We start from the raw sequence: 25,242 nt of genomic DNA, 5'->3' as shown, positions 1-25,242 counted from the left end.
GTTCTCCTCCCGTGATTCATTTAATGCCGGAATGGGCCATCGTTGCGATCACCTTGCTTTGGAAAACAAGGAATATAATCAAGTTCGGTATAAACATGAACAGCGCCGCCGCCGCGACAGCCCCCTGTCTTGCCACGCTGTTGGCCATATTCGCCGTCAGCGTCGATACGAAATACGGGAATGTCTTCATCTCTTCGTTCTGCATAAATAACGTGGATGATTCGGTGTTGCCCCAGGCGGTTTGGAACGAAATAATGCCGATGGTGGCGACAGCCGGCATGATGACAGGCACAACGATACGCAGAAACACCGTAAACTCGCGGGCACCGTCCATCCGTGCCGACTCGAGCAAGTCGTCCGGAATTTGGTCGACGAACTGCTTCATGAGAAAGACGGCGACCGGTACGGCGACCATGGGCAGGACGTGACCCAAATACGTGTTCATAATGCCTAAATGGCTGACGACGAGATACCGCGGAATCGTTACCGTCTCCGGTGCGAACAGCATGGTAAGCATGATCGTCGCGAACACGAGCTGGGAACCGGGAAACTTATGCTTCGACAACGGGTATGCACATAATGCGCTGACCAGTGTGACCACAACCACGCTCAGTACGGCGACAACCAGGCTGTTGAAGATATAGCGTGTAACCGGCACCACTTGTTCCGATGTAATATTGAACAGCTCGATAAAGTTTTGCAGCGACGGTTGGCGAGCCCATATGGTCGGCGGATAAATGAATAATTCATCGTACGGCTTGAACGCGTGATTGAAAATATAAACGAGCGGCAGCAGCATGAAGGCACTCAGCAGTACCAGCAGCAAGGTAATCAGTACCTCAAACCGGCTCATCCTGAACAGCTTGGATCGCCTTTTGAAACGGAACCGCTTTCGAGCGAAAGGAATCGTCATGGTTATTCATCCCCCTTCGAACCGAACAGCCGCCAGCAGAACTTATTGGATAAGTACATCAGCAGCAGCAGGAATACGGACAATGCGCTTGCATAACCAAGCTCGAAGCGGATAAAGCCGTAATCGTCAATTTGGTTCATAATGAGGTGGCCTGAGTACTGCGGCGTCGGATTCATGCCGGACAGCTGCGTCCCGATTCCGCCGGCCTTGAACGTGCCGACAATCGCCATAACGGCGCCGAACAGCATCTGCGGCTTCATCGACGGAATCGTAATGTACCAGATTTCTTCCAATCTGGATTTAATGCCGTCCAGCTTTCCGGCTTCATACAGTTCCGGATTCACGTTTAATATCCCTGCCAGCATCGCTAGAAAGCCGATTCCCATACTGGACCACAGCGTCACCACAATCATGGATGTCATGAGATGGTCCTTGCTCGTGACCCACAAGACCGGCTCTTTAATGAATCCCCATTCCAGCAGGAAACTGTTTAAATAACCGATGCGGTCCCCGCTTAATAAAGGGAGCCAGACAATCGTCATCGCGATCCCGCCCATGAGTGAGGGCGAATACATCGCCAGCGCAAACCATTTGCGCCAGACGCCGGGAAGAATGGAAATGAGCCATGCCAGCAGGAAAGAAGCAATGTAACCGAGCGGGCCGGCAATAACGGCAAATTTGAATGTATTAGGCAATGCGTACTGCAAGAACAGCAAATCGCCCGAAATCATATACCGGAAATTCGCCCAGCCGATGAAGCGCGGCGGTTCGAGCGAATTATAGGACGTAAAGCTGAGCAGCAGCGCGCACACAACCGGGACTAGGATAAATAGGATAAAGCAAATCATAAACGGCGCAATGAATACGTATGACAGCCGATAGCGCCAAATCTCTTTCATCAGGAAAGCCAGCTTCCCCTTCGTGCGAACGGTGGCACCTGGGGCGTAACCGCGGTTCATCACCTGAGTATCACTTCTGGACATATGGATCCACCCCTTCCCACGGTTTGTTCACTTCAGGCAGCTCCTGCTTGCGAAGAATCTTTCCTTGGCTGTCCGTAATGCCGAATTCCTGCATCTTTCTCTGCATTTCCCTCTCGATTTCTCCGATAGCCGTTTCGAGCGAACTCCGGTAGTTCATTCCGTCGACGACGGTGCGGTTCCATGCGTTCTGCAGTTCCCGCTCCAGGAAATAACTGCCCGGTACGTTCGGAATTTCCTTATACCAACGCCACTGCTCGAGAATCGCGTTCAAGTCGTCCTGCCTCCATGGAAGGTGGACAAAAGCTTCGATATTGGATGTGTTCCAACGGAAAGTCAGGCCGTTCAGCGTTTCAAGATCGGAGCCGTACGCTTCCTGCGTATCGGCCGAGGTCCACCATTTAAGAAACTCCCAGCTTTCGCTGGCCTTCTTCGTACGTTTGAAAATGACGGCGGCCTGTTCCGTTCCGCCCATCCATCTGGCGACTTCTCCATCCTGCTGCGGAACGCCCGGAACCGGGGCAATTCCCCAATATCCGTTCAACTCGGGCGCAGCCACCATTAATTGAATGTACATGCTGAAATCGGCGATCCCGATCGGCACCGTGCCGCTGCGGAACGACTGGTAGAAGCTGGCGACCTGCTGCGGAACGGCGTACACGTTGTAGAGATCGGTCCACTCTTTAAATGCCTTGTAGCCGGCCTCCGTGCCTATGCCCGTATGCATGCCGTCCTTCGTGAAATATTCCGCTCCGTTCTGGTAAAAGAACGGCGTATGCGGGACCGTCATCATATTCAAATTGTTCTGCTGCAAAATCGGCAGCATGTTATAGACATCCTCCCACGTGTTTGGAACCTCAAGCCCCAGATTGGCGAGTATGTCCTTGCGGTAATACAGCATGGAGAAACTTTGGGTCTCGGGCACTCCATAATACCCATTGTCGTAGTAGAAAGGCAGCCATGTCCCCGGCGCAAAGCGCTGATACATCGTATTGAAATCAGGGAACTTCGAGAGATCGTACAATCCGTTGCGAATGGCGTAATCGTAGGGAAGCGTCTGCGGCAATCCGAGTGCGATATCCGGGGAGATGTCCGCCGCGTTCATCAGAACCAGCAGGTTCGTATCCGGCAGCAAGTTGATTTTTACCTTGATTCCCGTCTTCGGCGTGAAATCCGCATCCGCAAGCTCCTGCAATGCGTTGATGTAATCGCGCCCGCGCAGCACCCACACGTTCAGCACATCTTCATCCATATCGCCAAGCTTATCCTTGGATTGAAAGGAGTAGAAGAAATTGACGAACGAGCCTTCCACCTTTTCGAAGAACGTCGATTCCATCCGCGGGTACGGCTGGTCCGCCGGTACGATATAAAGGCGATCCAGTCCTAGCGGCTGGCTTTTTAACTGCTGCAGCAGGTCGGCTACTTTGCCCTGGATCGTAATGAAATTGTCGATTTGATAGGGGATTTGGTTCGGATCGGACAGCATAGACCGGATATCCTTCAGTGAAGTGAACAGCCCTTGCGTGACATCGCTCTTCCTGCCATTCACTTCAACCAGGCTTTGCTGGACGCGTTCCAACGTATCTGCGGTTTGATCCAAGTCTGCCGTGAAGCCCGGCAAGTCCTGATCCATTTTCCAGGTCCGGTTCTCATCATCCGATCCCCCGGTCAGCGCCTTGAGATCTTCCCCAAGTGCCATCAGCTTGCTTACGATGCTCTCGAGCTCATCGATCATCGGCTTGACGGGTGCCTGGGTCACCTGCATGGAAATCGTGTTGGTCCCTTTATTCAAATAAAATAAATAAGGCTGCTCCCGATCATCCGCCAGCTTCATCCCCTGCCAACCGGACGCGTACGGAAACCGGTACGTCTCCATTTCGGCGAACGGGATTTGGCCGTTGATACGAATCGTTCGGAAGGAGGAACGGTTGGACGAGAAATTTTGCTTGGCGCGAAGGCCGATTTTATAGTATCCGCTTTCAGGAACCTCGAATGTCCAGCTGAGTTCACCGTTGCCGGAGGACCAGCGGGCGCCGTCGATGGTGTTATAACGGATCTTGCCTCGTTTATAGGGCGTACTCTCGATCTCGCTGTCGTATTTAAAAGAAATCGAGGAATCGCTTTTCCAGTCGGCCTTCTCCGCCTCGATCACAATTGGCTTGGCCTTTGCGCTGCCAGCGTTTGGTTCGGCATAGGACTTGCTTACTGCTGCATAATCCTGGATTTGGTCGGGTGCACCCAGCTCAATCCCCGAAATGGACAACGGCTCATTGCTCGTCAAGCGAAGCGTATGCTTGCCGGGCTGCAGGTACCATTCCAACGGTTCGACGTAGGCACCGCCTGAATCGCGGAGCGATGTCGTCATCCAGCCGCTGATATCCTCAGCTACCGGCCGAATCTGGTCGCCGTGCGCATCCAGGGACAGCTTGTCGGGATCTTTCCATCTCCGGTCCAGCGAGATCGATTTGGATTCAATGAAATCGTTCTTGCCGTCCAGGGTGACATTTAGCAGAATCGGCCTTTTCCGGTTGTCATCCGTAACAGGTCGATAGGTCATATGAATTTCGTACAACCCGGCTTGCGTCACGTTCAGCTCGTATTCGATCCATTCGCTGCTTTGCACGCGCCAATCCAGAACGCCCGCTTTGCCGTCTACAGTGCCGATCTGAACATGGGCTTGCTCCGAGGTGCGCGCAACATTGGCAACCGGCACAATGATGCTTCCGTCATGATCGATGGACGCACCGGACTGCTTCCATTCCGCAAGTTTTTCATGAAAATAGGGTTCATCGGTATTGTCAGCGTTTACAGAAACCGGTTCCTGATTACCCGCTGCATATGAACTCTGCTCTTGGTCGGAGGGCTGCCCCCCGCCGCCATTCTCCGCAAGCCCCGCCGAGGCCGGCAGCAAGGCGAGAATCATGGCCAGACCGATCACTGAAAACCGTTTCTTAAATGCCCTTAACATGAACCGTCTCTCCCTTTCGCCAATATCATACGTACATCAGGTTTTCCGACGTATCCTTATCGAAGTAAAGCGCTTTCGACATATCCAGCGAGACGGTAACAGGCTCGTCGTCTTTATAATCCGATCCGGTCAGCGTTCGAACGATAAAGGAAGAATCGCTGCCGATATCAAGGTATAGATATGTATCTGCGCCCATGAGCTCCGAAAGCTTCACGGTACCCGGGATTTGGGATTGCGGATGACGGCCGATCCTCTCCGGATCCGCGTAAGTGTTCTCACAACGGATGCCAAGAACGACCTTGCGGTTCACTTTGCCATGCTTCCGCAGCATCTCGGCGTGATGGTCCGCGATCGTTAAATAGGTCCGTTTCGTCTTCAGCTGGAGCTTCTCGCCCTGTTCCTCAACGGTTCCTTCGATAAAGTTGATCGGCGGCGTCCCGATAAAACCCGCTACAAACATATTTTTCGGGTTGCTGTAAATCACGCGCGGGCTATCAACCTGCTGAATGACGCCATCCTTCATCACGACAATCCGGTTTCCCATCGTCATGGCTTCCACCTGATCGTGCGTCACATATACCGTTGTGACCCCGAGCTGCTTATGCAGCCGGATAATTTCCGTGCGCATCTGCACTCTAAGCTTGGCGTCCAGGTTGGATAACGGTTCATCCATCAGGAAAACGCTCGGTTTCCTCACGATTGCCCTGCCCAGGGCAACCCGCTGGCGCTGGCCGCCCGATAACGCCTTCGGCTTGCGTTCCAGATACTGCTCGATCTCCAGCGTGCGGGAAGCCGACTTTACGGACTGGTCGATCTCATGTTTCGGCTCCTTGCGCAGACGCAGACCGAACGCAATATTTTCATACACGTTCATGTTCGGGTACAGCGCGTAGTTCTGGAATACCATGGCGATATCCCGATCCTTCGGCGGCAGGTGATTTACGAGCTTATCCCCGATATACAGCTCTCCTGAAGTAATGTCCTCAAGCCCGGCGATCATGCGCAGCGTCGTTGATTTACCGCAGCCGGACTGGCCGACCATCACCAGAAATTCGCCGTCCTCAATCTCCAGGTTAAAATCCTTCACAGCGTACTGCTTTTCTTTGCCAAACCGTTTATCCACATTTTTGAGTACAATGCGCCCCATGACGGCACCTCCGAACCATAGTGTAAAGATCCCGCTCTATTGCCCATTCATTGCCTCAGGATCCAGCAAGCGTATCCGTAACGCCAAATACGGCTTAGCGGGAAGCGGAATGCTGCAAGCGCCGGAATACGTTCCTTCCAGCCGCTCGATCGTCATTTTCTGCGTGTCGATGACTTCTGCCGTGAACTCTTTCCCTTCTGGCAGTTCCAACGGAAAAATAGCAGGACGGTGAACACCAAAGTAGAGTAAGTAATAGTCACCCTCCATGCCTATTGCCGGCACGTCTTTCACCGTGTCCAGGACAACCGGCTTCCCCGGCGCGTCCTCAAGGATCTGACGAAGAAACCGGATGCGCTCCGGACTCGTCCCGCGCAGCTGCCCGCCATGCGACCACCAGATGATATTGTCCTGATGCAAGTAGGTTTCGCCGTGTCCGACATAGCCTCCGCGAGCCATGCCTTCCCAGAAGCGGTGCGTCATTTCTTCACCGGTAATGTTGCCCCATCGGCGGGGGATGTCCCCTTCATAACAGCATTCGTCGATGACGACCGGCTTGTTGTATTTGCGGCGGATCGCATCCGTGACGGTAAGATCCCAATGCTGCAGACTCACATGATCGACCCATGGCTTCGCATGATCGTACAGGTTAAGCGAGGACGGATCGTACATTTTCGTTCCGTTATGAATCGAGCGAAGATGCTGATAGGGATCAAGCTGTTGAACGATTTGAAAGAACCTGTCCCAGTCCTCCGTCCGCTTCTCCCGCATGAAGTCATATTCGTTCGCGAGGGACCACCATACGTTGCGGTAGGCCGACAGCCGGGCGATGACGTACCGGAGATAAGCTTCGTCATGTTCAGCGCTCATCCGGTCGAATCCCCAATGCCCCTTGTCGTACGGGTGAAACAGGATGATATCCGCCTCGATCCCCATATCCCCCAGCTGTTTGATTCTGCGCTCAAGCTTCCGGAAGAAGCGCGGCTCAAACCGCTCAAAATCAAAGCCCCGCTCTTTCGTGAACTGGAACGGGAACAGCTCCGGTTCGGCGGTATTAAACGCATACCTCTTTGGAAATACGCACATACGAATTTTATTAAAAGGTGACGCTTTGAGCACGGCAAGCGTTTCATCCTGTACCGGTTCGCTCTGGTGAATCCAGGCGTAACAAGTCGTGCCGAAGGGTATATACGGCGTGCCATCTTCATACTCGAAATGGTCCTGGGATACGGTCCGAACCATCCCGTGGTTGCCGCTGCCGGGATCCATGCACTCGAATTCCCCGGTTACACCGTCCATCGACGGCATGTTGCTTTTTGTCGAGAATACCCATCTTCCGACGGAATCCGGCATAAATCTGATTTTGTATACGCCGTCTCCGTCATAAAAACCATCTGTCTTAACGACCCGGTCGCCGTTCCGGAATACCGCCAGCAGCCAGACGTCGCGATATGGATTTCCGACTGCTTCGCTGGAGTGAATTGCGGTTTCATATACAGCCCAGCGTTCCACCGCATGATCTGTTGTCATGCTTCTCTCCTCCCAGATGACCGGCTGACCACGTCAAGAGAACTGCCGGAAGTAAATTTTCCTCATTATACAATGTGAATTTCACAGGTTTATAGGGGATTAAAGTCGATTCTATAGGGGGATGCACGCGCTAACATAGGGGATATCTCTTTTCAGGTCTCCTGAGCCGCAAAACAAAAAAAGATCGTCCCCTCGTTAAACATCAGGGAGGACGATCTTTCTTACGATCCTAATCAAATGACTCTTTGTTCCGAGTCTCCAAATGGATGCTCTTCGTTATCTTGTGAGCTTTTTCGGTACTGTCTCGGTGTCACGCCGGTTTTCCTGCGAAATAGTGCGTGGAAAAATTTCATATCCTGGTAACCCACTTGATTGGCGGCTTCCTGAATGGACAGCTCGGTCGATTTGAGCAGCTCGCAGCAGCGCTGTATCCGGATATTTTGCAGATACTGCATGAATGTTACGCCTGACGTTTTTTTGAATAACCGTTGAAAATGACTCGGACTCATAAACGATCGCTCTGCGACTTGCTGTACCGTGATGTTCATCGCAAAGTGATCATGAATATACAGCATGGCATCATCCATATTATTGGACGGTGTCGAAACAAGGCTGCCATCGCACTCATAACGCTGCAGCATCGCAAGCACCTGAATAAGCTGCCCCATCATGAGGTATTCGTAACAGGGACTCTTGTTAATAAACTCCCTGTACATGTTAAGGACGATGTTGAGAAACTTGTCAAACTTGTCTTGGTAATGAAGCCACTTGTCCGAAGGGGGCGGCGCTTCATATAAAAATCTGTACAGCATCGAGGCCTCGCTAATCACGGAGCGCAGTTGCTCCAATAATTCGACCTTAAAGATGCAGTTGTAAATGACAAGCTGCTTATCCCGGGAAGAAGGCCGAAACACATGCGACGTTCCTATGGGAATCACGAACAGATCGCCGCGTTTAATCGGAATCATCTGATCCTCGATATAATGAAACCCGCTCCCTTCTTCGACGAAACTAATTTCGATGAAATCGTGGGTATGCTGCGAGAGAGAAAAAGATTCAATTTCACGGTTGATAAAAATATCGAATTCAGGTTGAAAAAATTTGTCACCGCTCAGTTCGGTTACGCGCCAGTCCATATCATCACCCCGGTTAAGTGTGTAAATGGATTTGAGAAATTCCCCGTGTCACGCCGCATCCTGGGAATAAAGCGTTTACAATTTCTGTGGGACACCGACTAATCATCCATGATGGAATAGTCTAAGAGCGCCCTGCCGTTCTCCTTCACCCAATCTTCTGTAAAGCGAACGTACTTGATGGCCTTCCGCAGGTACGAATACGCCGCATGGATTGATCCGTCCTTGGTTTGTATGATGCTGGGGTACGAATAACCGATTTGCGATTCCCGATACTCAAGATCGGAAACCTGTATATTTTTCACATGAGGCCAAGTGGCTCCGCCGTCTTCCGAAACCGCGACGGTCAGCGGCGTCCGCAGCGGCTTCTTCCGCCATTCGCCCTTGCTTTGTACAAAGCGGCATTGGTCTCTCTCCATGGTAGAATCGTTGAATATGAGCGCTAGATGCCCGTTGGACAGCTTCGTCATCTGCACGGACGAATTATTGTTGGGCAGCGTCGTACGGGCGGCCGGGCTCCAGGTTCTGCCGAAATCGGACGAAACCGTGCTGTAGATCCGGTCGGCCTCGCGGCTGCGGTAAACGGCGAACAACGTTCCGTCTAGACGCTCAACGACGCTCATCTGAACGCGGTGCAGGCTGCCGTCGATTTCGTATTCCTGCCAAGTCGCTCCCTGATCACTGGAGATCAGAACGACGCTGTAATGCCCCCCTGCTTTGCAGTAATAGCACGGCAGCAGCCATTCCCCGTTGCTCATGGCCAGAATCGGATGGCGAAGGAACAGGCCTGGGCCTTCATGCAGAATATACGGGTTGCCCCAGGTATACCCCCGATCATCCGAAATCCGCACGACGACTCGGGAGGTGCGCTGATTATGCGGCTCGGTCGACGTATGCATGAGCCAGATTCTCCCATCGGGTGCCTGGAAAACCAGCGGATTCTGCTCGGAACGCTCTGGGTCTGAAGCGACTTCAATTGGTTCCTCCCAACGGTTTCCCCCGGCAGGAAGCCTCGACAGCAGCACATTCGTATCCGGATTCCCCTCGCCGCTTCCCGAGAACCAGACGCACAGCAAATCGCCGCCATTGTCCAGCTCGAGCAAATTGGCCGAATGGCTATCCGGCTCATACCGAATCGGCAGAAACGCTTCCGTGATCTGCGGATCCTGCGCAGACGGTGTCAGCATGCCGTTAAATCTTTCCGTTGCATTCATGAGACCTCTCCCCTTTTTTTATCATTTCTTATGGAATAGAAATGGTTTGGACAAATGCCAACCGATCCTGCTTACAGACAAGTTTGCCATTCACGTACAATCGGTAACCCTCTTCGATGCCGTCAGGGTACCTGCCGAGTCCCGGCTTACCATATGTAATCCGGATGTCTTGACCCGCTGCCTTCACCCGGTCCAGCTCGAAATAATCCAACCCGATATCAAGCGGCTCAAGGCTCAAGCTGTCAGCCGAAAGGGATAGCCCCGCAACATGGCTGATGATGAGGTCAATATAAAAAGAATGATTGTATTCCTGCTCATCGCTAAGCGGTTCGCCCGTCTGGCTGTTATAATGCTCAACAAGGCATGGCCGCGACAAATCACGGTTCTGGAAATGCAGGAAGGAATACTCCCTGAGCCCCTTCGCGAATTCGCCGTCGTACGCATGACCGCTACGCTTGCTCTCGCGGGCCAGCGCATCCAGGGCAATGGAGTTGGTATAGGGCCAGGTGGGCCCGTTCCACATGCACCCGTTGCGCCCTTTGACGAAACGGCCGAACCAGCCGCCTTCCTTGGCATAAGCAGTGCTGTCGGCCGACACGCTTGGATACCGGCATGCTGTAGCAAATTCACTCGGGTTCAGCAAATGCTTGATAAGCTGATCATGTCTGTTGTCCAGCAGCCCTGCCCACGCAGGGTAAACACCGACGATATTTTTAACGAAGGCCATCTCGTCCGTCTGATAATGCAGATCGTAGAAAAAGGCTGTAGCTTCATCCCACATTTTCGTCAGCACATCGTTCTTGACCCTCTCGGCCAGCTGCAGGTAAACGGCAGAATCTGGATCGCCTACCAGCTCACACAGCCGGGCGACGCCGATGATATTCATATAATGATAGACGGTCCGGTCCACTCGCTTCACATGGGTGTAGGTTTCCGGATCTTTCGGGTCCTGCGGATAGTTATGAAAATACCAATAGCTCGGCTGGTATTCCTTGCCCGTCCGGGTGTGGCGGTATTCTGTCATTAAGCTGTCGGTTTCATTGCCGTAAACTTCCTGCCAGCTTGACACCTGTGCCTTGAGCCCTGGAAGCGCCTCCAAAACCGCAGCTTCGTCCCGGTGCACGAGGAATAAATTGTAGGCCGCCCAGCCGATATAATTGGCAAAAGAATGCATGCGTTCATCCACCGTTAAACAGCAGTACATGCCGTTTTCCGCCGGAGTATCCTGCATATTGCGCAGTGCTCCCATGCTCGCGGCCGGATCGTGATGCCATTTGGCGTCGGTGATGTGAAGCGGGACAGACAGATTGATCAGCTTGCTGAACTCCCATCCTCCCTTTGAAAACGGGCGCTTGCTCTTCTTGTGCGACCGTCCTTCGTAAAACAGCGGATGCTGAAGCAATCCATAACGGGGGTCCGCCAGATTGTGACGGAGCAGAAACCAACGGTACGCCCAGGTTTTGTTCAGCAGCGGGTCATTGCACTTAAATCGCGGGGTGCCGTCGAACCATTTCTCAAAAACTTTTTCCTGCTCGGACGAAGCCATTGCTACGTCAGCCGTATACTTCCCGACCGCTTGGACGGCACGTTCCTCCAGGGTATCCATCGGATCCTGCGAGCGGATTCCCGCGCTTAGGGCTACAATAAATGTTTTCACTTCTCCAGGAGCTACCTTTATTCCTTCGTTTAATAGCTGAGAATCGCTCGACGCGATGCATGCATCGATATCGAAGGAGTAGAACGGAATATCAAATCCGCCCTGAAGGCATCCTGCACCGGCCGCAGCAAACCCGGATGGCGCCTCCAGATTCAGCGATATTTCTTGATCAGACCGGTTTGTCCAGGATTGGCAGGAGACGGCGCAGTCGTCCCACGTTATGAATTTCGTTTCCTCATAGGCGATCCAATCGTCGGTGTACGTCATCCGCAGCTGGCTGGGATACCAATCTGAGATGGCCGTGTCCATACTGCAGGGCCGCCCGTTGATTGAAATCCGGAACAACATCGGGATGTTAACTTTGTGAATGAAGTCGAACCGGCCGGCGAAACCTGGAGCAGGCTTCACATAATCCGCCCAGAGGCGCGCGCCCGTGGAGCCCAGCAGCAGGCCTCCGGGAACCGTACGCAGCGTCTTCATCCCCGCTCTCAGCTCATTGTCGATCATACGTAACACACCTCCTCTCATGTGCCTGCTGCCCCATGGCATTAGCATATTGCTGTAGTAAGGATTGTTCATTGGGTTTAGCGGGAGGATTTATAGGGCAATCGAATCATATTTCGATCCGTGGCCGTGATGTATTTACCGTAATCCCCTACTATCAATTCTTCCTTTCAGTAGAAAGTCCGCCCCCCGTCAACGAGGCAGGGGGAGGACTTTGGCTTTATTATTGCTTTGATATTTGTTCTTGAATTAATTTATCCGAATTCTCTTGGGCCTGCCTTAATGCTGTGTTGACATCGAGTTGATTTCTTACGATTTTTGGAATAGCATCCGTTTGAAAAGCATCCTCTATAACAAGTTCATCATATTGCGTCATAGTTCTTGAAGGAGCCGGTTTGCCATGATACAGGGCTTGAATATTTTTCGTTTTGGCAAATTCGTAATCGGTAAAGGCAGCATCACGTACCGATTGTGTAAGAAGCGGGGTAATGAATCCACGTTTTGACATGATGGTCTGATATTCCTCAGAGGTTAAATACTTCAATATTTCCGCGGCAGCATCCTGCTGTTTGGAAGTCGCCGAAATGCCGATGTAAGTAGCATATGTCTGCGTATTTAACCCGGGGTATTCCTTGAACTCTGGAACGGATGCGATATCCCAATCCGGTGGAAGCGTATCATCAGAATTCATCCAGCCGGATGTGTACACATACATGGCGATGACGGAGTCTTTCGTGAAGTCATCATGGGAATAAAATTTCTCAAGCGCACGCTGCTGTACTCCCGGGTCCCTGGAAAGTTTATAAAAGATGTTATCGAAAATGAATTTCCACTGGTCGTTATCGACCGTTGCCTTATTCGTCTCCGGATCAACAAACCCGGCAGAGTTTTGAGCAACGCGTAAATAATGCTTTGGAGATAACCATAATCCCATATATTGCTTGCCATCTTCATTCCGGGTTATTTTCTTGGAAAGATCAATCGCTTCGTCCCAAGTCATGCCGTCTTTCGGATAAGGAACACCAAATTTATCAAAGATGGCTTTGTTATAATACAAGACAAATTTACTGTCGCTGAGAGGTAATAAATACGTTTTTTGATCAATCGTCACCGGATCCAGGTAAGCCGGTTCGATCGTATCAACGGGAATATTGTGCGATTTAATCAACGGACCGAGATCAAGCGCCATATTGGCCGGAATATAATCTTCACGCAGCTCGCCTGCAGACGATAAATACATATCAATCTGTGTGCCTGACGCGATAACTTGCTCCAATCTGCGGTCATCCGTTTGATTAATGTAATTGATTTTGACGTTAGGGAATTTTTTCTTTATATATTGTCCGTAGCGGTCTTCAAAATCCTTAGACGATGCAAGACCAAACCAGGTCAGGTCGGCTGTAATATCATCCGGATTATTTGTACTGGCCGTCCCTTCGGTATTGGTATCCGTTGGTTTGGTAGTTTGCGGCTCTTTGGCATTGGAATCGGACCCTTTGCTCGTGCATGCTGCCAGAACGGATAACAGCATTACGGCGGATAGCACCGTCGTCATCATCTTACGTACCATAAGATTTATTTCCTCCCTTTGAATTGACCCTGAATTCCCTTCCTTGTAAGCGCTGTCTATTCTGATGAAAATACAGCTTTGCCCCCCTTTCCGCGTATCGTTTGAATTATCTTTGGCTGTTGCTAATTATAGTTAGGAATGAGAGAACAATCGTAGGGCGAAGCAACCTTACCTATAGGGGGATTCAGCATACTTCAAATCGTTATGGCGTGATCCGTTCCTCTGCTGCCTCGTACAGCCAATCGAGCAGAACCCGGTCATGATTTCGCGGATTAAATTCGCGATCCGACAGCTTTTGTTCGGTTTCGATAATACCCGCGATGAGGAAGGCCCCTCTGCCGAAACGGAGGGTATGCCTCCCAGCCGCATATGGCAATGCATGAATATTAACGGACGGATAGGCGAACAACCGTAAACCCTTTCGCAGTACGGGGCCTAGATCCGTCCGCTGGATTTCCTCGATTTCCCGCTCGGTTGGTTTCAGCCACGGATCGTCCTGGGAATAAAAGTATCCAAGCAGGACCAACGCGGGGCTCTCCAGCTCGATGTCCAAACTCACCTCTTCGTGCGCGGCCTGCATCTGGCTGAATCGGATTCCCGTCAAACCGGACAATTCTTCCGCGCAGTAAATAATCGGAATATTTCCATCCTTGAATACGCGGGCGCCCTTCTCGATCCGGAACAATTCGGCATGTTCACTGTGCAAAGTAAATTGGGACTGGCGATAGCGCTCATACGGAGGGGACGGATTCATCAATTCGGATGGCAGTTGTCCCGCACGCAGTTCGCTGATTCTCCGGCGGAAAACGTCCAGCTCGCGTTCATACAGCGGCAGACAATCCTTCCAGTGGTTAAAAGCTTTGCCGTCTCGGAAAGGCACTTTGCGCAGCCTCGTCTGCATGCCGCCGGCGTACCAATATTTACTTTCGGTAATTTCAGTCAGCCTTCGGTATTCCGCGACGCTCCGCTCCACCCAATCGGCCGCTTCTTCCAACAGCTCAACCTTCTGCGTATACCTTCCTCCAACCATATGCTTATACATCAAAACGAGCATGGCAGCTCTTACCTTAGAGGTGTATACGCCCGTCATCGCCCTAATCGCTTCGACATCGCTGGCGAATCGTTCGAACTCAGTTTTACTCTTCAGCACGGAATTTCTGGCCAAGTTCACAGCGTTAAACGCCTCGTCGGCAGACCGCTCCACCTCTTTAACAATATCAAGCGGAGTTTCCCCGACATGTGGAAGGCCGGCCAGTTCCTTCAAAACATATTCTTCCAAACGTTCCCCAGGCGGAGCATGCGACGTCCACAGCTCAGACCAAGGCACATACCGGTCCGGATTCGTCAGCTGGCTCATCGTCATTCCGAGACTCATCGTTTGCCGGTTGCCCTGTGTGATCCCGAAGCGCCGAAGCAGCATCGGAGCGCACTTCCCGGAGGCTTCATACGCATCAAGGATTCGTTCGCCGGCCTCCCTGCTGCCGTACTTGTGCTCCAGGCGGGCAATCCAATGCTGCCTCTCGGCTCTAGCATCCCTGTCCGGGTTCCAGGCATACCTGAGCCATGCTTCAAACCAGATCCAATCCCGCTCCATCTGCTTCAATCGGATATCCGTCCGGTCCGGCGAATACGGCCAGCCCCAATAAGACAACGGGTAAAATTGGAGCGATGACGCCTTCAGCCGGTAATGGACGGCTTGGACGCACCGCTGAATAAAGGATGGCGCTCCCCAGCGAAAAGGCTCCAGATTGGTTACCGAATGAATCGTTGCTACATGCTCGTTGTCCTGCGATCCTAGCCGCTGATGGACTTTCTGTGCGGCGCCTCGCGGCGTCCATGTCGTAAGCGATTCTCCGTTATACTTCATTTCGGAGTGCAGATTCGGATAGGTAGGAGCGGCGGCCTCCATCACCTTCTCGATCTCAATGCCGTGTGAGCGGACAATGACCGGCGGCGGTTCTGCGGCGGAAGACTGCCGCACACCGTCCATAATTCCAGGCAGAATCGTCCCGCACAGCCACTCCGCCCCGTACATTTCCCCCTTCAGTTGTTCACCGAGGCACACCATCAGCCCCACGGTCGGAAAGGCAGCCACAAATTCGGACAGCAGCCGCCGATAATATTGGCTCGTCACCGATGTGGGCTGAATCTGCTTGTAGGCGAGCCCATGCTTGTCAGCAAACTTACGGGGAATATGTATACTATAAAAAGACAAGAACACTTGAATACCGCGCTTATCGGCTTCTTCAGCCAACCAGCTCAGCATGCCGGCGTTCCGCTCCATCTGTAATCGGGTCACTTCGAGCGCCTCTAGTTCTTCCGGCAGATCGATTAACGAGGAGAACGGATTGGCGTTCCATAAAAAAAGCACATTGCCCCGATGCTCAAGCAGCAAGTCTAAGTAGTCCAGCCACATCGCTTTATCGTAGAGCCATGGAAAGCGATCCGGCGTCCACGGATATTCAAACGGCTCGCGCCCAGGCTCGACCTCCTGCTTCTGAATGCCAACCGCAGGCCCGCGCCAAACCAAGCGGGGCGCATCTCCGTATGCCAGCTCGCGCGGAAGCAAGCCTTGTTCCCTGATGATCCTCGACAGTTCCTGGCATCCGTATAGTGCGCCGCTGTCGTTTCCTCCCGACACGACCGTAAGCTGACCCGGACAGGAGAACAGATAGAACGCTTCCAAGTCCGGATCTTCTTTGTGGTACAGCAAAACTTCCTGCTCCTCAAGTCCCGCGAGCAACTCGGAGCGAGTGCGGCTCCCGACATAAATTCTGCTGCCTTCCGTTTCCCTGTAACGGTCCCACGTCCAGCCACCCGGACGTTCTACTACACTATACCCGCATGCCTCAAGCGCTGACTTCAGCATTCCCACACCGTGCCTTATGCGAGGCGATGAATCCATATCGTAGCCTATCGTGATCATTTCCAGCATGCGTTTTCCTCCCAGTCCATGTGGCGTCACAGTTATTCAGCTATGATGAACTTCTCTGCATCATCCACTGTAAATGCTTCTCCTTGCTCTGGTATGACTGTCGTGTTCCGGAACACAATATGTTCGACATTTTCGCAGGTTGCTCCCGTTTGGGCTGTCAGCAGCACATTCTCGAAAAGGACGTTTTGAACCGGCATTTCAGGCAGCCCTTTGATGAGCACAGCTCTGCCGGCGCCAATGCAGGTTGTATCGCGGATCGTAAAATCGCGGAACACGGGCGTCTCTTCCGAAACAGGGACCGCCTCTTCCGTGTTGTTCTTTCCCGAATAATACGAACTGAAAATAATCGCTTCCTTGCCAATATCCTTCATCCTGACGTTGCGAATAAAAATTTTCTCCACCGTCCCCCCGCGACCCCTGGTGCTTTTGAAGCGGAGTCCGGCATCCGTACCGATGAATACGCAATCCGTCAGGTAAACATGGCGGACGCCGCCCGACATTTCGCTGCCAATGACGAAGCCGCCATGCCCGTGGAACACTTGGCAGTTTCGGATCGTCACGTATTCCGTCGGCCTTCCGAGATCCCGGCCGTCCGCATCCTTGCCTGATTTGATGCAGATCGCATCATCCCCTACGTCGAAGACCGAATCGTAGATGCTTGCATAACGGCAGGAGTCGAGATCAAGTCCGTCGCCATTCTGTGAGTGAGTTCCACGGATTGCGGATCGAGACATTCCGAATCGTCACGTGTTCGCATAACCAAGGATGAACATTCCATGCTGCTGAATTCCGGAAGGTGGGACCGTCGAACAATACTTTCCGGCAGCGGTCCAGCTGCACGAGCGTTGGACGCAAATGATCGCGGGCGGCCTGAAAAGCCGCCGGATCCTGAATGTTCTTCGAAATCAAGCTTTTGACAAGACTTGAGGCCTTTAAAGACATCTCCGTCGGCCACCAGGTTCCCCCTTCGACATAACCTCCGGAGCTCAGCAGTTTCTGCCACTGGCCATCTGTTAATTTCATCCGTTTGACCGGACGCCAGGCTTCTCCTGATCCGTCAAAAACGCCATGTCCCGTGATCGCAACGTTTTCCAGATCGGCTCCGTAAATCGCCGGGATACAGCGCACCGTGCGCAGCCCTTCATAACTCGTAAGAATCAGCGGGTAATCATCACGGTTGCTGCTGAAGATCACGAGCGCACCGGATTCGGTATGCAGCCGTATACAGCTCTGAAGGCGAATGGGCCCGGTCTGCCAAATTCCCGCCGGAATGAGGACCGTCCCTCCCCCTTGCGATGCACAAGCTTCAATCGCTGCATGGATGGACTTCGTATTGTTAAACCGCCCGTCGCCTATCGCGCCGAAATCAACAATATTGAATTCCCTGTCCGGAATGACGGGCAATTCCACTGCAGGCATATCGAAAGGCAAATCTTTTTCTTCCGTCAGCTTTGTCGCTGCCATGGATCGGCATCTCCTTTCAACGGGTTGATATGCATTTCATTAATATAATAATGAACGGCAGGGACCGGTTCGTCCGGATGCGCAACATCCCCCGTAACCAGCGGCGTCTCAATGTTCGGTTCCCGCCGGGCCGGACCGGTTCTGAGCGTGATCCTTTCGAGCGTGTAAGCCGGCATGGAAAATGAATACGCTTTTGAAGTGTCGTCATCGTTCACTTTGACGGCGAAGCGCTGGCTGGACGTATCAAAAGAAATGAATATGTCGTACCAATTTCCGGGCTCATACGGCTGCAGTGTTGTCCATGTGCCGGCTTGAAGCATCTGCAGCAAACCGCCTGAGTCCAACCGCAAACGTATCGCTGCAGACCCTTTGGCATCACACAGTTCGATATATAACTGTCCTCGGTCAGACTGCTTCGCCATCAGTCGGATCCTCACCTCGCCCGCAGTACATTCAGGAAATACGCGCTCCGCCTTCGCATAATCGTAAGGATCCGAATCGCACAGCTCCAGGCTTCGGTTTGTTTCGGACGGAACGGGGGAAACGGAAACACTGGCCCACAGCGGGCTGTACAAATTCCAATCCGGCACCCTGTCTTCCTCCTTCAAGCCGTTAAACGTATCGTGGACAGGCTCACTAACCGTGGAACGCATCGGAACAGGAATTTCACTCACCCATATGTCCTCTTTGTTCGAGCTGTAGGTTACCCACATGCCGCCTGGAGGCGCATCCCCAGCTTCAATGCCACGGGTGTAACTCATGCCATAATTTTTGTGGTTACCGTAAAATCGCCGCGGCGGGACCTCCCCGTTGACGACAAGCATGTCATCGAAATTGAGGCCGTCATCACTCGTTACCGCCGCAAGCGGCCAGCGGTGATTTCCGACAGGCGAAGGGTTGTATAGAAGCGCGTACTTGCCGTCCGAGGTGCGTTCGCCCCATACTTTGCCGCCGGCCATGATCAGGGATTCCGCACGACTCTGCGGCGTCCATGAACGCCCTTCGTCCTCCGATATCGCATGGACCGAATGCTTCCACAGTCCCATGATACTTCCGTCAGGCAGCCTGTATGAATTAAAGGCGGTTCCGCCTTTCACGGCGTAGAAATCATCGGGACTGCGGTCTTCCTCCCACCATTGCAGCGTAGCTATACGGTCTGCGAGCAGTTCCTCGCAGGCCTCAATCAAACCTTGATCGCCGGAAGCGGTGAACAAGGGATACTGAACCTTTTGCTCCGTCCACCCGGCATGCCGGTTCAAACGGATAAAATATATCGGTCCGAAGCTGCCATCCTCCATGATCTCTCTGACCACGCGGCCAATGCCCCTGCCGTTGTTCGGACTGATGCTCGGCTGAGGACAAAATCCATAAAAGGCCAATGCCAGCAATCGTCCATTGGATGAAGCATAGAAGCCCATTCTTTGATGCATGACGCTGTACGTCCCTTCCGGAGTCCACTCTCCGTCAGGATAAACAAACTCCTCGTCCAGCCGGTAAGGCGGAAACAGGACGACGGGGGGCGACCAATGCCAGCCCTCCTTGGAAACCGACAACAGTGTTTGCCCCGGCGGCACATGCTCATGTACTGGGCAGCTTAAATATTCGAGATAAAATTGTCCCTTCCAATAAGCCAGCATCGGGGCATGGTTATACGTCCACCCCGTTCCGTCCGAAAGCTCGGGCCTTGTACGGTTGGCCCTGACAGCCTGCCTGCTGCGGACACCGACAACCGGGCGCAGCTGCCCGTGATGATAATCCGTATTCGCGGTCACACCGCCAACATATCGAATATGATTTTCCAACTGCTTCATGCCTGCTCTCCTTTGTCGTTCACCTGACAATAACTTTACACGTTCCCGCCGTTTCGTTTATAGGTTAAACCGGCTGTTTTTATAGGGGGAAAAACAGCATTCGGCAATTCATGAACGGTGAAACGCCTCGATCTCCAGCGTCCGGCCGGTGGGGTCCCCCTTATAGAAACGAACTTCATGTTCTCCAAAGCGGAGTCTCCAGCAGTCATCGGACCCCAAGTGAGGGGCGGCCGCTTCGCATGCCTCTCCGCTCAAGAAGTCGTCCGTCACGACCCAAGCTCCCCCGCTCGGGTAGAGCTTGATTTCTCGCCAGGCCTTCGGCGCAAGCCATGACATGATGACGACGACGGAGCCCTCCTCCGCCAGGCGTCTAATCGCCGCAGCCGTCTCTTCGGATAATCGCGATCCGGCCGCAAGAATCAGCTTAGGCTGTCCGAGCTGCTCGTACCGCACCGTTTCATCGAAAACGATTACGTTATTTACAGGGTTGAACAGCGTATGCATCGCCGTCTGCGGCAGATCCGGACAACCCGAAGGCAGAGGGAAGCTGCCGGCGGCGGCATGCCGCTTCAGCTTATGCCGCGGGAAGTCATAACCCGGAATATGCATGCAGCTGCCGTGCGCAGGAATGGTTCCGTGACTGAGCAAATGCCATGCCGCGAATACGCTCTTCGTCGATTCCGAAGCTTCACCGGTCCGGCTGCCGAACAGTCTTGCATTCTGGCCGTAATTGCTGTCATCCGCATGAATCAGGACCGTATCGGGAGTAATATCGGCATGCGACCAATTCAGGGGGTGTGATGGCACATATTCGTGGATGAACTGCTGCCATACCTCTCCGAATTCCGTCTGCACGAATCGGTGATCCCGGTAGTGTAGCAGCGCATCCACGTTCTCCGCAAATAAATGCGTAGGGGCCATCAAATAGCCCATCCGCAAGGCCGATGCGAATTCTTCGGGCGAGTGGCCGGGGAACCCGGAGAGTCTGGTAAACCAATGGCCGATGTCCGGTCCCCACAGATCTGCGCATATCCACATCGGCCGCTTGTACTGCTTGGCAGCCCCAAGCGCCGTGCCCAGCTGCAGCGCCTGAAACGACTCCTTCATAATCTTGGGGCACACCGCCATGCCGCCGCTTGCATGCACATGGAACATAACCGGAAACACCTGCTCGGCAATTAGAGGTATATCCGCTTGGACGGATACGCTGCTTTTCGCCAGCTCCAAGACGCGGCTGACCCGGTCTTGAACGGTATTCGCAACCGCGGCGGCCGCTTCCTTCAGCTCAAGCCCGTCGGTTGCACCCCAGTGCGGATGCCAACCGTCTTTCCGGTACTGCGCCGCATTGATTTGCAAATGCTCCGGCTCATCATACAGCAGTCCGATCAGCCTTCCGCTCCCTGCCGCCTCCGTAAAGGCCTCATCCGGCACGTCCCACCGGTTTGTTCCATCCACCCAAGGGCCGTTAATGTTGCCGTACTCGTTCCCTAGGCAGACGTCCATGCCGGACCGTTTCATTTCCTCCAGCATGTCTTTGAAGCCTTCCATGCCTGGCAGCACATGATGAACGAAGAAATCCGCACCCAGGCTTTGCAGCGCGGATACAAAAGACTCGCCGGAAGGCGTGTCGTCCTGGGAGGGGTACACCGCACCCGTTCCCGTCCGCATCACACGGTCAGACGCTTCACCCGCCCAAGGATCCTGCCAGGCCACCACAGGTCCCTGAATGCCGAATCTCGTGCTGCTTGCTGAAGATCGGTTACTCATTTACTGGTTTTCCTCCATTCTCCGCGTTTTCAAGGATAAGGGATTCGCCGCGCCGGAGCTCCAGGACAATGACGTCCTCCTCCGTCCAGGACAGCGAACCCTCCTTGCGAATAACTGCCCTTCCTCCAAAAGGATTGGCGAGCCGAAGCGTTTCGTCCCGCTCGCTGAGTACCGTAACCGTCCGCACCTTTCCGGAATACTTAACGCCCGAGAGGAGAAAGGCGCCCTCCGTCCGGATCCCCGAGAAAGACGCATCCTTGAAGCGCCCCGGCAGACCGCTGAACACGCGGACGGTCCCCCTGACGCAGCTCACATACATTTCCAGGATCGCAGCGGCCGCGGCGATCGAAGCCTCGACCTGCATGACGTCACCGCCCGTAAATTCGCTGAAGCCTCTGTAATTGGCATTATGCCTTGTCGCATAACTTGGCATCATGTACACATCCTTCAGAAGCCGAAGAGACAAGAGAGCCATGTCGGGGGATCCCAGCCGGTTGTGCAGGATCGATGCCCAAGGCATCGACCATCCCGACCAGCGTCCCATCCCTTTATCGACCCATGACCTGTAAGCATTCATTGCCGCCTCTTTCTGGGCGGGATCGGCCATATCCATCGTGTCAAAAGGAAAGATGCCGGCTAAATGCGAATGGTGCCTGTGCGATTCGGACAGCGGCTGATCTTCCCACAGGTACAGCTCGAGCCCAGGCTTGGTGCTGAACTCCTGAAATTGCCTTGGGCCGGCCGTGTAAGGCGGAAGCTTCTCATAGATATCCGCAACCATGGCTGCAGCTTCCGGATCGACGGCGTACTTCTCTTCAAGTTCGAGCAGCTTCTCGCACAAAAATCGTACATTGACGAGGAAAAAGGTCGAGTTCCGGGCGAGCCCTTTCGGCGACGAACCACCGAATTCAGGCGAAACGCTCACCGGGAGCGAATATAGATCACTATCCCGCTCCATCATCTCGCGAAACACGCGAAGCGTCTTTACCATGAAGGGATGTACTTCATCCAGCATGAAGGCCTCATCACCGGCATACCGGGCGTACTGCCACATCATCTGGGCGATCCACGAGGTGTTCGCTTGATCGATCGTTCCGGTCCACATCCCGCCGACAGGATGACCCCGGTCGTCTACCGAATGCCCCAGCATGTACCCGTCTTCTATGCCGACAAATCGCTTGGCGTTCCTGGCTAATATCGGTTTCCAGCCGTCGATCATCTTGAATAGCGGCATGAGGCAGTCCATCAAATTCGCACCGTAGGCGGGCCACAAGCACTGCTGAACGTTAATATTAAAATGATAATCGCAGCTCCACGGCGGATTCCGGAATTCTTCCACCCACGGGCCCTGCAGCGTCGGTGCGACCCGGCCGGGCATGGAGCTCCCCAGCATCCGATAGATGCCCAAATAATACATCCGCTCTATGTCGTCATCGGGGAGATGGATATCCGCAGCTTCTCTCCATAATGACCGCCAATGCTCCCGTGTCCCTTCCGCGATGCTGTCGTAACCCGCAGCAGGCCTTAAGTATGCATCCAAGACCGCGCGCGTCCTGCCTACCGCTTCTTCCGGACCGGCCCCGTATTCCGCTGCGATGGCAAACAACCCCTCCTGCTGGCGCAGCAGCACCGCGCAAGACGGATCCTCCGGCAGCTCCTGCACCCATCCGTCTTCCACGGAGGATGGCGCAGCGATTCCGAAGTCATCGAAGTAAGCTTTCGTCCGGGCAAACGAATAGGACGGTACGGGCTTCACGGCTGTCACGAGGCTGTCCGGGTCCGAGAGCAGCAGGACGGGCTCATCGATCGCTATGGTTAGGCGTATCAGATGCTCCCTTCCCTCATCATGACAGAGCAGCCGGGCTTCCCCTTCATTTAACAGCAGGGAGGCGGATTGAATCCGGGCTCCCGGTTTCAGCTTCACTTCAAAACGGCCCATCGCAAGCCGCGTCGGCCGTTTCTCCTTGCCATTCATGATCGAAGTCGGAAACAGTCCGCGCGCGCTTTCGAAGTCGCCGCTCGTCAGCAGTTCTTTTAAATGATCGTAAGTACAATCTTCCCGCCATACGGTGCCACCGCGGTGGTCCCAGTAATCGGCACGGTTGACCGTCAGCATCAACGTCTGGTCTTGAAACCAGACCAGCGCCCCGAACACGCCGTTCGAGAGCGGAATTCCATCATGGCAATATGCGGTGTCCAATGTCCACGGCACTTCGTAGGATATGTTGACCTTACCGGCTTTCACAGGACCTCCCCCTTTCTTCGCGGGATATTAAGCAAAAGCTCCCGGTTTCATAAACAGCTCGATGACCGGGACGGCCGCATTCGGCTTCTTCACCGGGATGCTCAGCGTTACAGTGTCCGCATCCCTACCTTCGCTTAACGCTCCGGCAGCCATCGAGCTTGCCTTCGCACCCTGCTTCATCTTGATCTCCGATGCGTCGTTCAGCAGCTGTGCGTATTCGATCTTCCCTGCTAATCCGCTCACGTGGATCGACTTGAACGGCCAGCTGAATATGTGCAAATACAGGCGATTCGTCTTCGGATTGTACGTAAAACGGCAGTCGTCCGGTGCCTTCACACCTTCAGGTGCGGCGGTGCAGCCATAGATCGAACGGTCATGCCGCTTCATCCATTCGCCAATGCCCTGCAGGCGCTCCAGCGCGCGTTCATCAATCTCTCCGCGTCCCGTCGGTCCAACGTTCAGCAGCAAATTGCCGCCTTTGCTTACGCTGTCGATCAGCATTTTAATCAGCATGTCGACGCTCTTCCAAGATTCCTCGTCGCGGTAATATCCCCACGAGCCGCTGAATGTATGGCAAGCCTCCCAGACCACGGGGCGGCCGCCGACCTTGACCCACTCTTTCGGCATATACTGCTCCGGCGTCGTAATATCCCCGGCGACTTCCAGCCGGTCGTTTAGCAGGATATTCGGCTGCAGCTCGCGGACCATGTTCACGAATTTTTCGCTCTGCCATTCGTTTTTCCCTTTGCCGGGGAATCCTTCTTCCGGTGGAATGGAAAAGTCCAGGAACATCAGGTCGATTGGTCCATAACCCGTAAGCAGCTCTCTCGTTTGTCCAAACATGTAATCGACATAACGCTGAAACTGGCGGTTGCGGTCCTGCTGGATAAATTCCGGATGGTAGCGCAGCGGATGCTTCACATCGACGGTGTAATCCGGATGATGCCAATCGAGCAGCGAATAATACAGGCCTGTTTTCATATCACGCTTCCGGAACGCATCCACCATGGGCCGGAGCAAATCACGCCCTGCCGGGGAGTGAACCGCCGTATAGTCCGTCAGCTTGGAGTCCCATAAGCAGAAGCCTTCATGATGCTTCGTCGTAATGACGAAATACTTCATTCCGGCATTGGAAGCTGCCTCCGCCCACAATTCAGGATCGTACAGATCCGGATCGAACCGTTTGAAATATTTATCGTACTGCTCGGTTGTCATAAATTCGCGGGATTTCAGCCACTCGTGGCGGGCACCCAGCGAATACAATCCCCAGTGAATAAACAGGCCGAACCGGTCATGCGTAAACCATTCTGTTCGCTCGTTCTGATGCATCAACGGATTAGTCAATTTCATTTCCTCCTAATACAGCTCTTTGATTGGACTCGGCAGCGCTTATCGATTGTGGCTGTC

At 53.5% G+C, this 25,242-nt stretch carries 16 protein-coding genes; all 16 read right to left on the bottom strand.

Features of this window, described 5'->3' with window-relative positions:
* Window positions 1-16: 16 nt before the first annotated feature.
* Window positions 17-913, bottom strand: a complete 897-nt coding sequence (locus tag ABIE48_RS10360; RefSeq protein WP_192714627.1) for a carbohydrate ABC transporter permease — start codon at window positions 911-913, stop codon at window positions 17-19.
* A gap of 2 nt (window positions 914-915) precedes the next feature.
* Window positions 916-1,896, bottom strand: coding sequence for a carbohydrate ABC transporter permease (locus ABIE48_RS10355; protein WP_145021394.1), 981 nt, complete (start codon window positions 1,894-1,896; stop codon window positions 916-918).
* Window positions 1,883-4,861 carry an extracellular solute-binding protein gene (locus tag ABIE48_RS10350; protein ID WP_192714628.1) on the bottom strand — a complete coding sequence of 993 codons (2,979 nt, stop codon included), beginning with the start codon at window positions 4,859-4,861 and terminating at the stop codon, window positions 1,883-1,885. The genes ABIE48_RS10355 and ABIE48_RS10350 overlap by 14 nt, the downstream gene beginning before the upstream one ends.
* Window positions 4,862-4,886: 25 nt before the next feature.
* Window positions 4,887-6,008 carry an ABC transporter ATP-binding protein gene (locus tag ABIE48_RS10345; protein WP_192714629.1) on the bottom strand — a complete coding sequence of 374 codons (1,122 nt, stop codon included), beginning with the start codon at window positions 6,006-6,008 and terminating at the stop codon, window positions 4,887-4,889.
* A gap of 36 nt (window positions 6,009-6,044) precedes the next feature.
* The gene (locus tag ABIE48_RS10340) at window positions 6,045-7,535 is read right to left on the bottom strand and encodes a DUF5605 domain-containing protein (protein ID WP_145021403.1); all 1,491 of its coding nucleotides are present in this window, start codon (window positions 7,533-7,535) and stop codon (window positions 6,045-6,047) included.
* 233 nt (window positions 7,536-7,768) lie between these two features.
* A complete protein-coding gene (locus tag ABIE48_RS10335; protein WP_192714630.1) occupies window positions 7,769-8,671 on the bottom strand; it encodes a helix-turn-helix domain-containing protein in 903 nt (300 codons plus the stop codon).
* Between the two features lie 98 nt (window positions 8,672-8,769).
* Window positions 8,770-9,882, bottom strand: coding sequence for a sialidase family protein (locus ABIE48_RS10330; protein ID WP_354518821.1), 1,113 nt, complete (start codon window positions 9,880-9,882; stop codon window positions 8,770-8,772).
* Between the two features lie 28 nt (window positions 9,883-9,910).
* The gene (locus ABIE48_RS10325; protein ID WP_192714631.1) at window positions 9,911-12,046 is read right to left on the bottom strand and encodes an MGH1-like glycoside hydrolase domain-containing protein; all 2,136 of its coding nucleotides are present in this window, start codon (window positions 12,044-12,046) and stop codon (window positions 9,911-9,913) included.
* A 220-nt stretch (window positions 12,047-12,266) separates the two neighbouring features.
* Entirely contained in the window at window positions 12,267-13,613 is a 1,347-nt protein-coding gene (locus ABIE48_RS10320; RefSeq protein ID WP_145021416.1) for an ABC transporter substrate-binding protein, read from the bottom strand.
* A 202-nt stretch (window positions 13,614-13,815) separates the two neighbouring features.
* Window positions 13,816-16,548, bottom strand: coding sequence for a hypothetical protein (locus tag ABIE48_RS10315; RefSeq protein WP_145021419.1), 2,733 nt, complete (start codon window positions 16,546-16,548; stop codon window positions 13,816-13,818).
* A gap of 32 nt (window positions 16,549-16,580) precedes the next feature.
* Entirely contained in the window at window positions 16,581-17,282 is a 702-nt protein-coding gene (locus ABIE48_RS10310) for a glycoside hydrolase family 28 protein (protein WP_354518818.1), read from the bottom strand.
* On the bottom strand, window positions 17,230-18,012 hold the full coding sequence (locus tag ABIE48_RS10305; RefSeq protein ID WP_354518816.1) for a glycoside hydrolase family 28 protein: 783 nt from the start codon (window positions 18,010-18,012) through the stop codon (window positions 17,230-17,232). Before ABIE48_RS10305 ends, ABIE48_RS10310 begins: the two co-directional genes overlap by 53 nt.
* On the bottom strand, window positions 17,994-19,823 hold the full coding sequence (locus tag ABIE48_RS10300; protein WP_192714633.1) for a sialidase family protein: 1,830 nt from the start codon (window positions 19,821-19,823) through the stop codon (window positions 17,994-17,996). Before ABIE48_RS10300 ends, ABIE48_RS10305 begins: the two co-directional genes overlap by 19 nt.
* A gap of 108 nt (window positions 19,824-19,931) precedes the next feature.
* Window positions 19,932-21,590, bottom strand: a complete 1,659-nt coding sequence (locus ABIE48_RS10295) for a hypothetical protein (protein ID WP_145021428.1) — start codon at window positions 21,588-21,590, stop codon at window positions 19,932-19,934.
* Window positions 21,583-23,835 carry a glycosyl hydrolase family 95 catalytic domain-containing protein gene (locus ABIE48_RS10290; RefSeq protein ID WP_192714634.1) on the bottom strand — a complete coding sequence of 751 codons (2,253 nt, stop codon included), beginning with the start codon at window positions 23,833-23,835 and terminating at the stop codon, window positions 21,583-21,585. The genes ABIE48_RS10295 and ABIE48_RS10290 overlap by 8 nt, the downstream gene beginning before the upstream one ends.
* 27 nt (window positions 23,836-23,862) lie before the next feature.
* Window positions 23,863-25,179: an alpha-L-fucosidase gene (locus ABIE48_RS10285; RefSeq protein ID WP_354518814.1), complete on the bottom strand. Its 1,317-nt coding sequence runs from the start codon at window positions 25,177-25,179 to the stop codon at window positions 23,863-23,865.
* Window positions 25,180-25,242 lie beyond the last annotated feature (63 nt).

Source organism: Paenibacillus sp. OAE614, assembly GCF_040546645.1.
In the GTDB taxonomy this organism is placed as follows: domain Bacteria; phylum Bacillota; class Bacilli; order Paenibacillales; family Paenibacillaceae; genus Paenibacillus_AQ; species Paenibacillus_AQ favisporus.
This window is presented reverse-complemented; position numbering and strand designations above follow the sequence as displayed.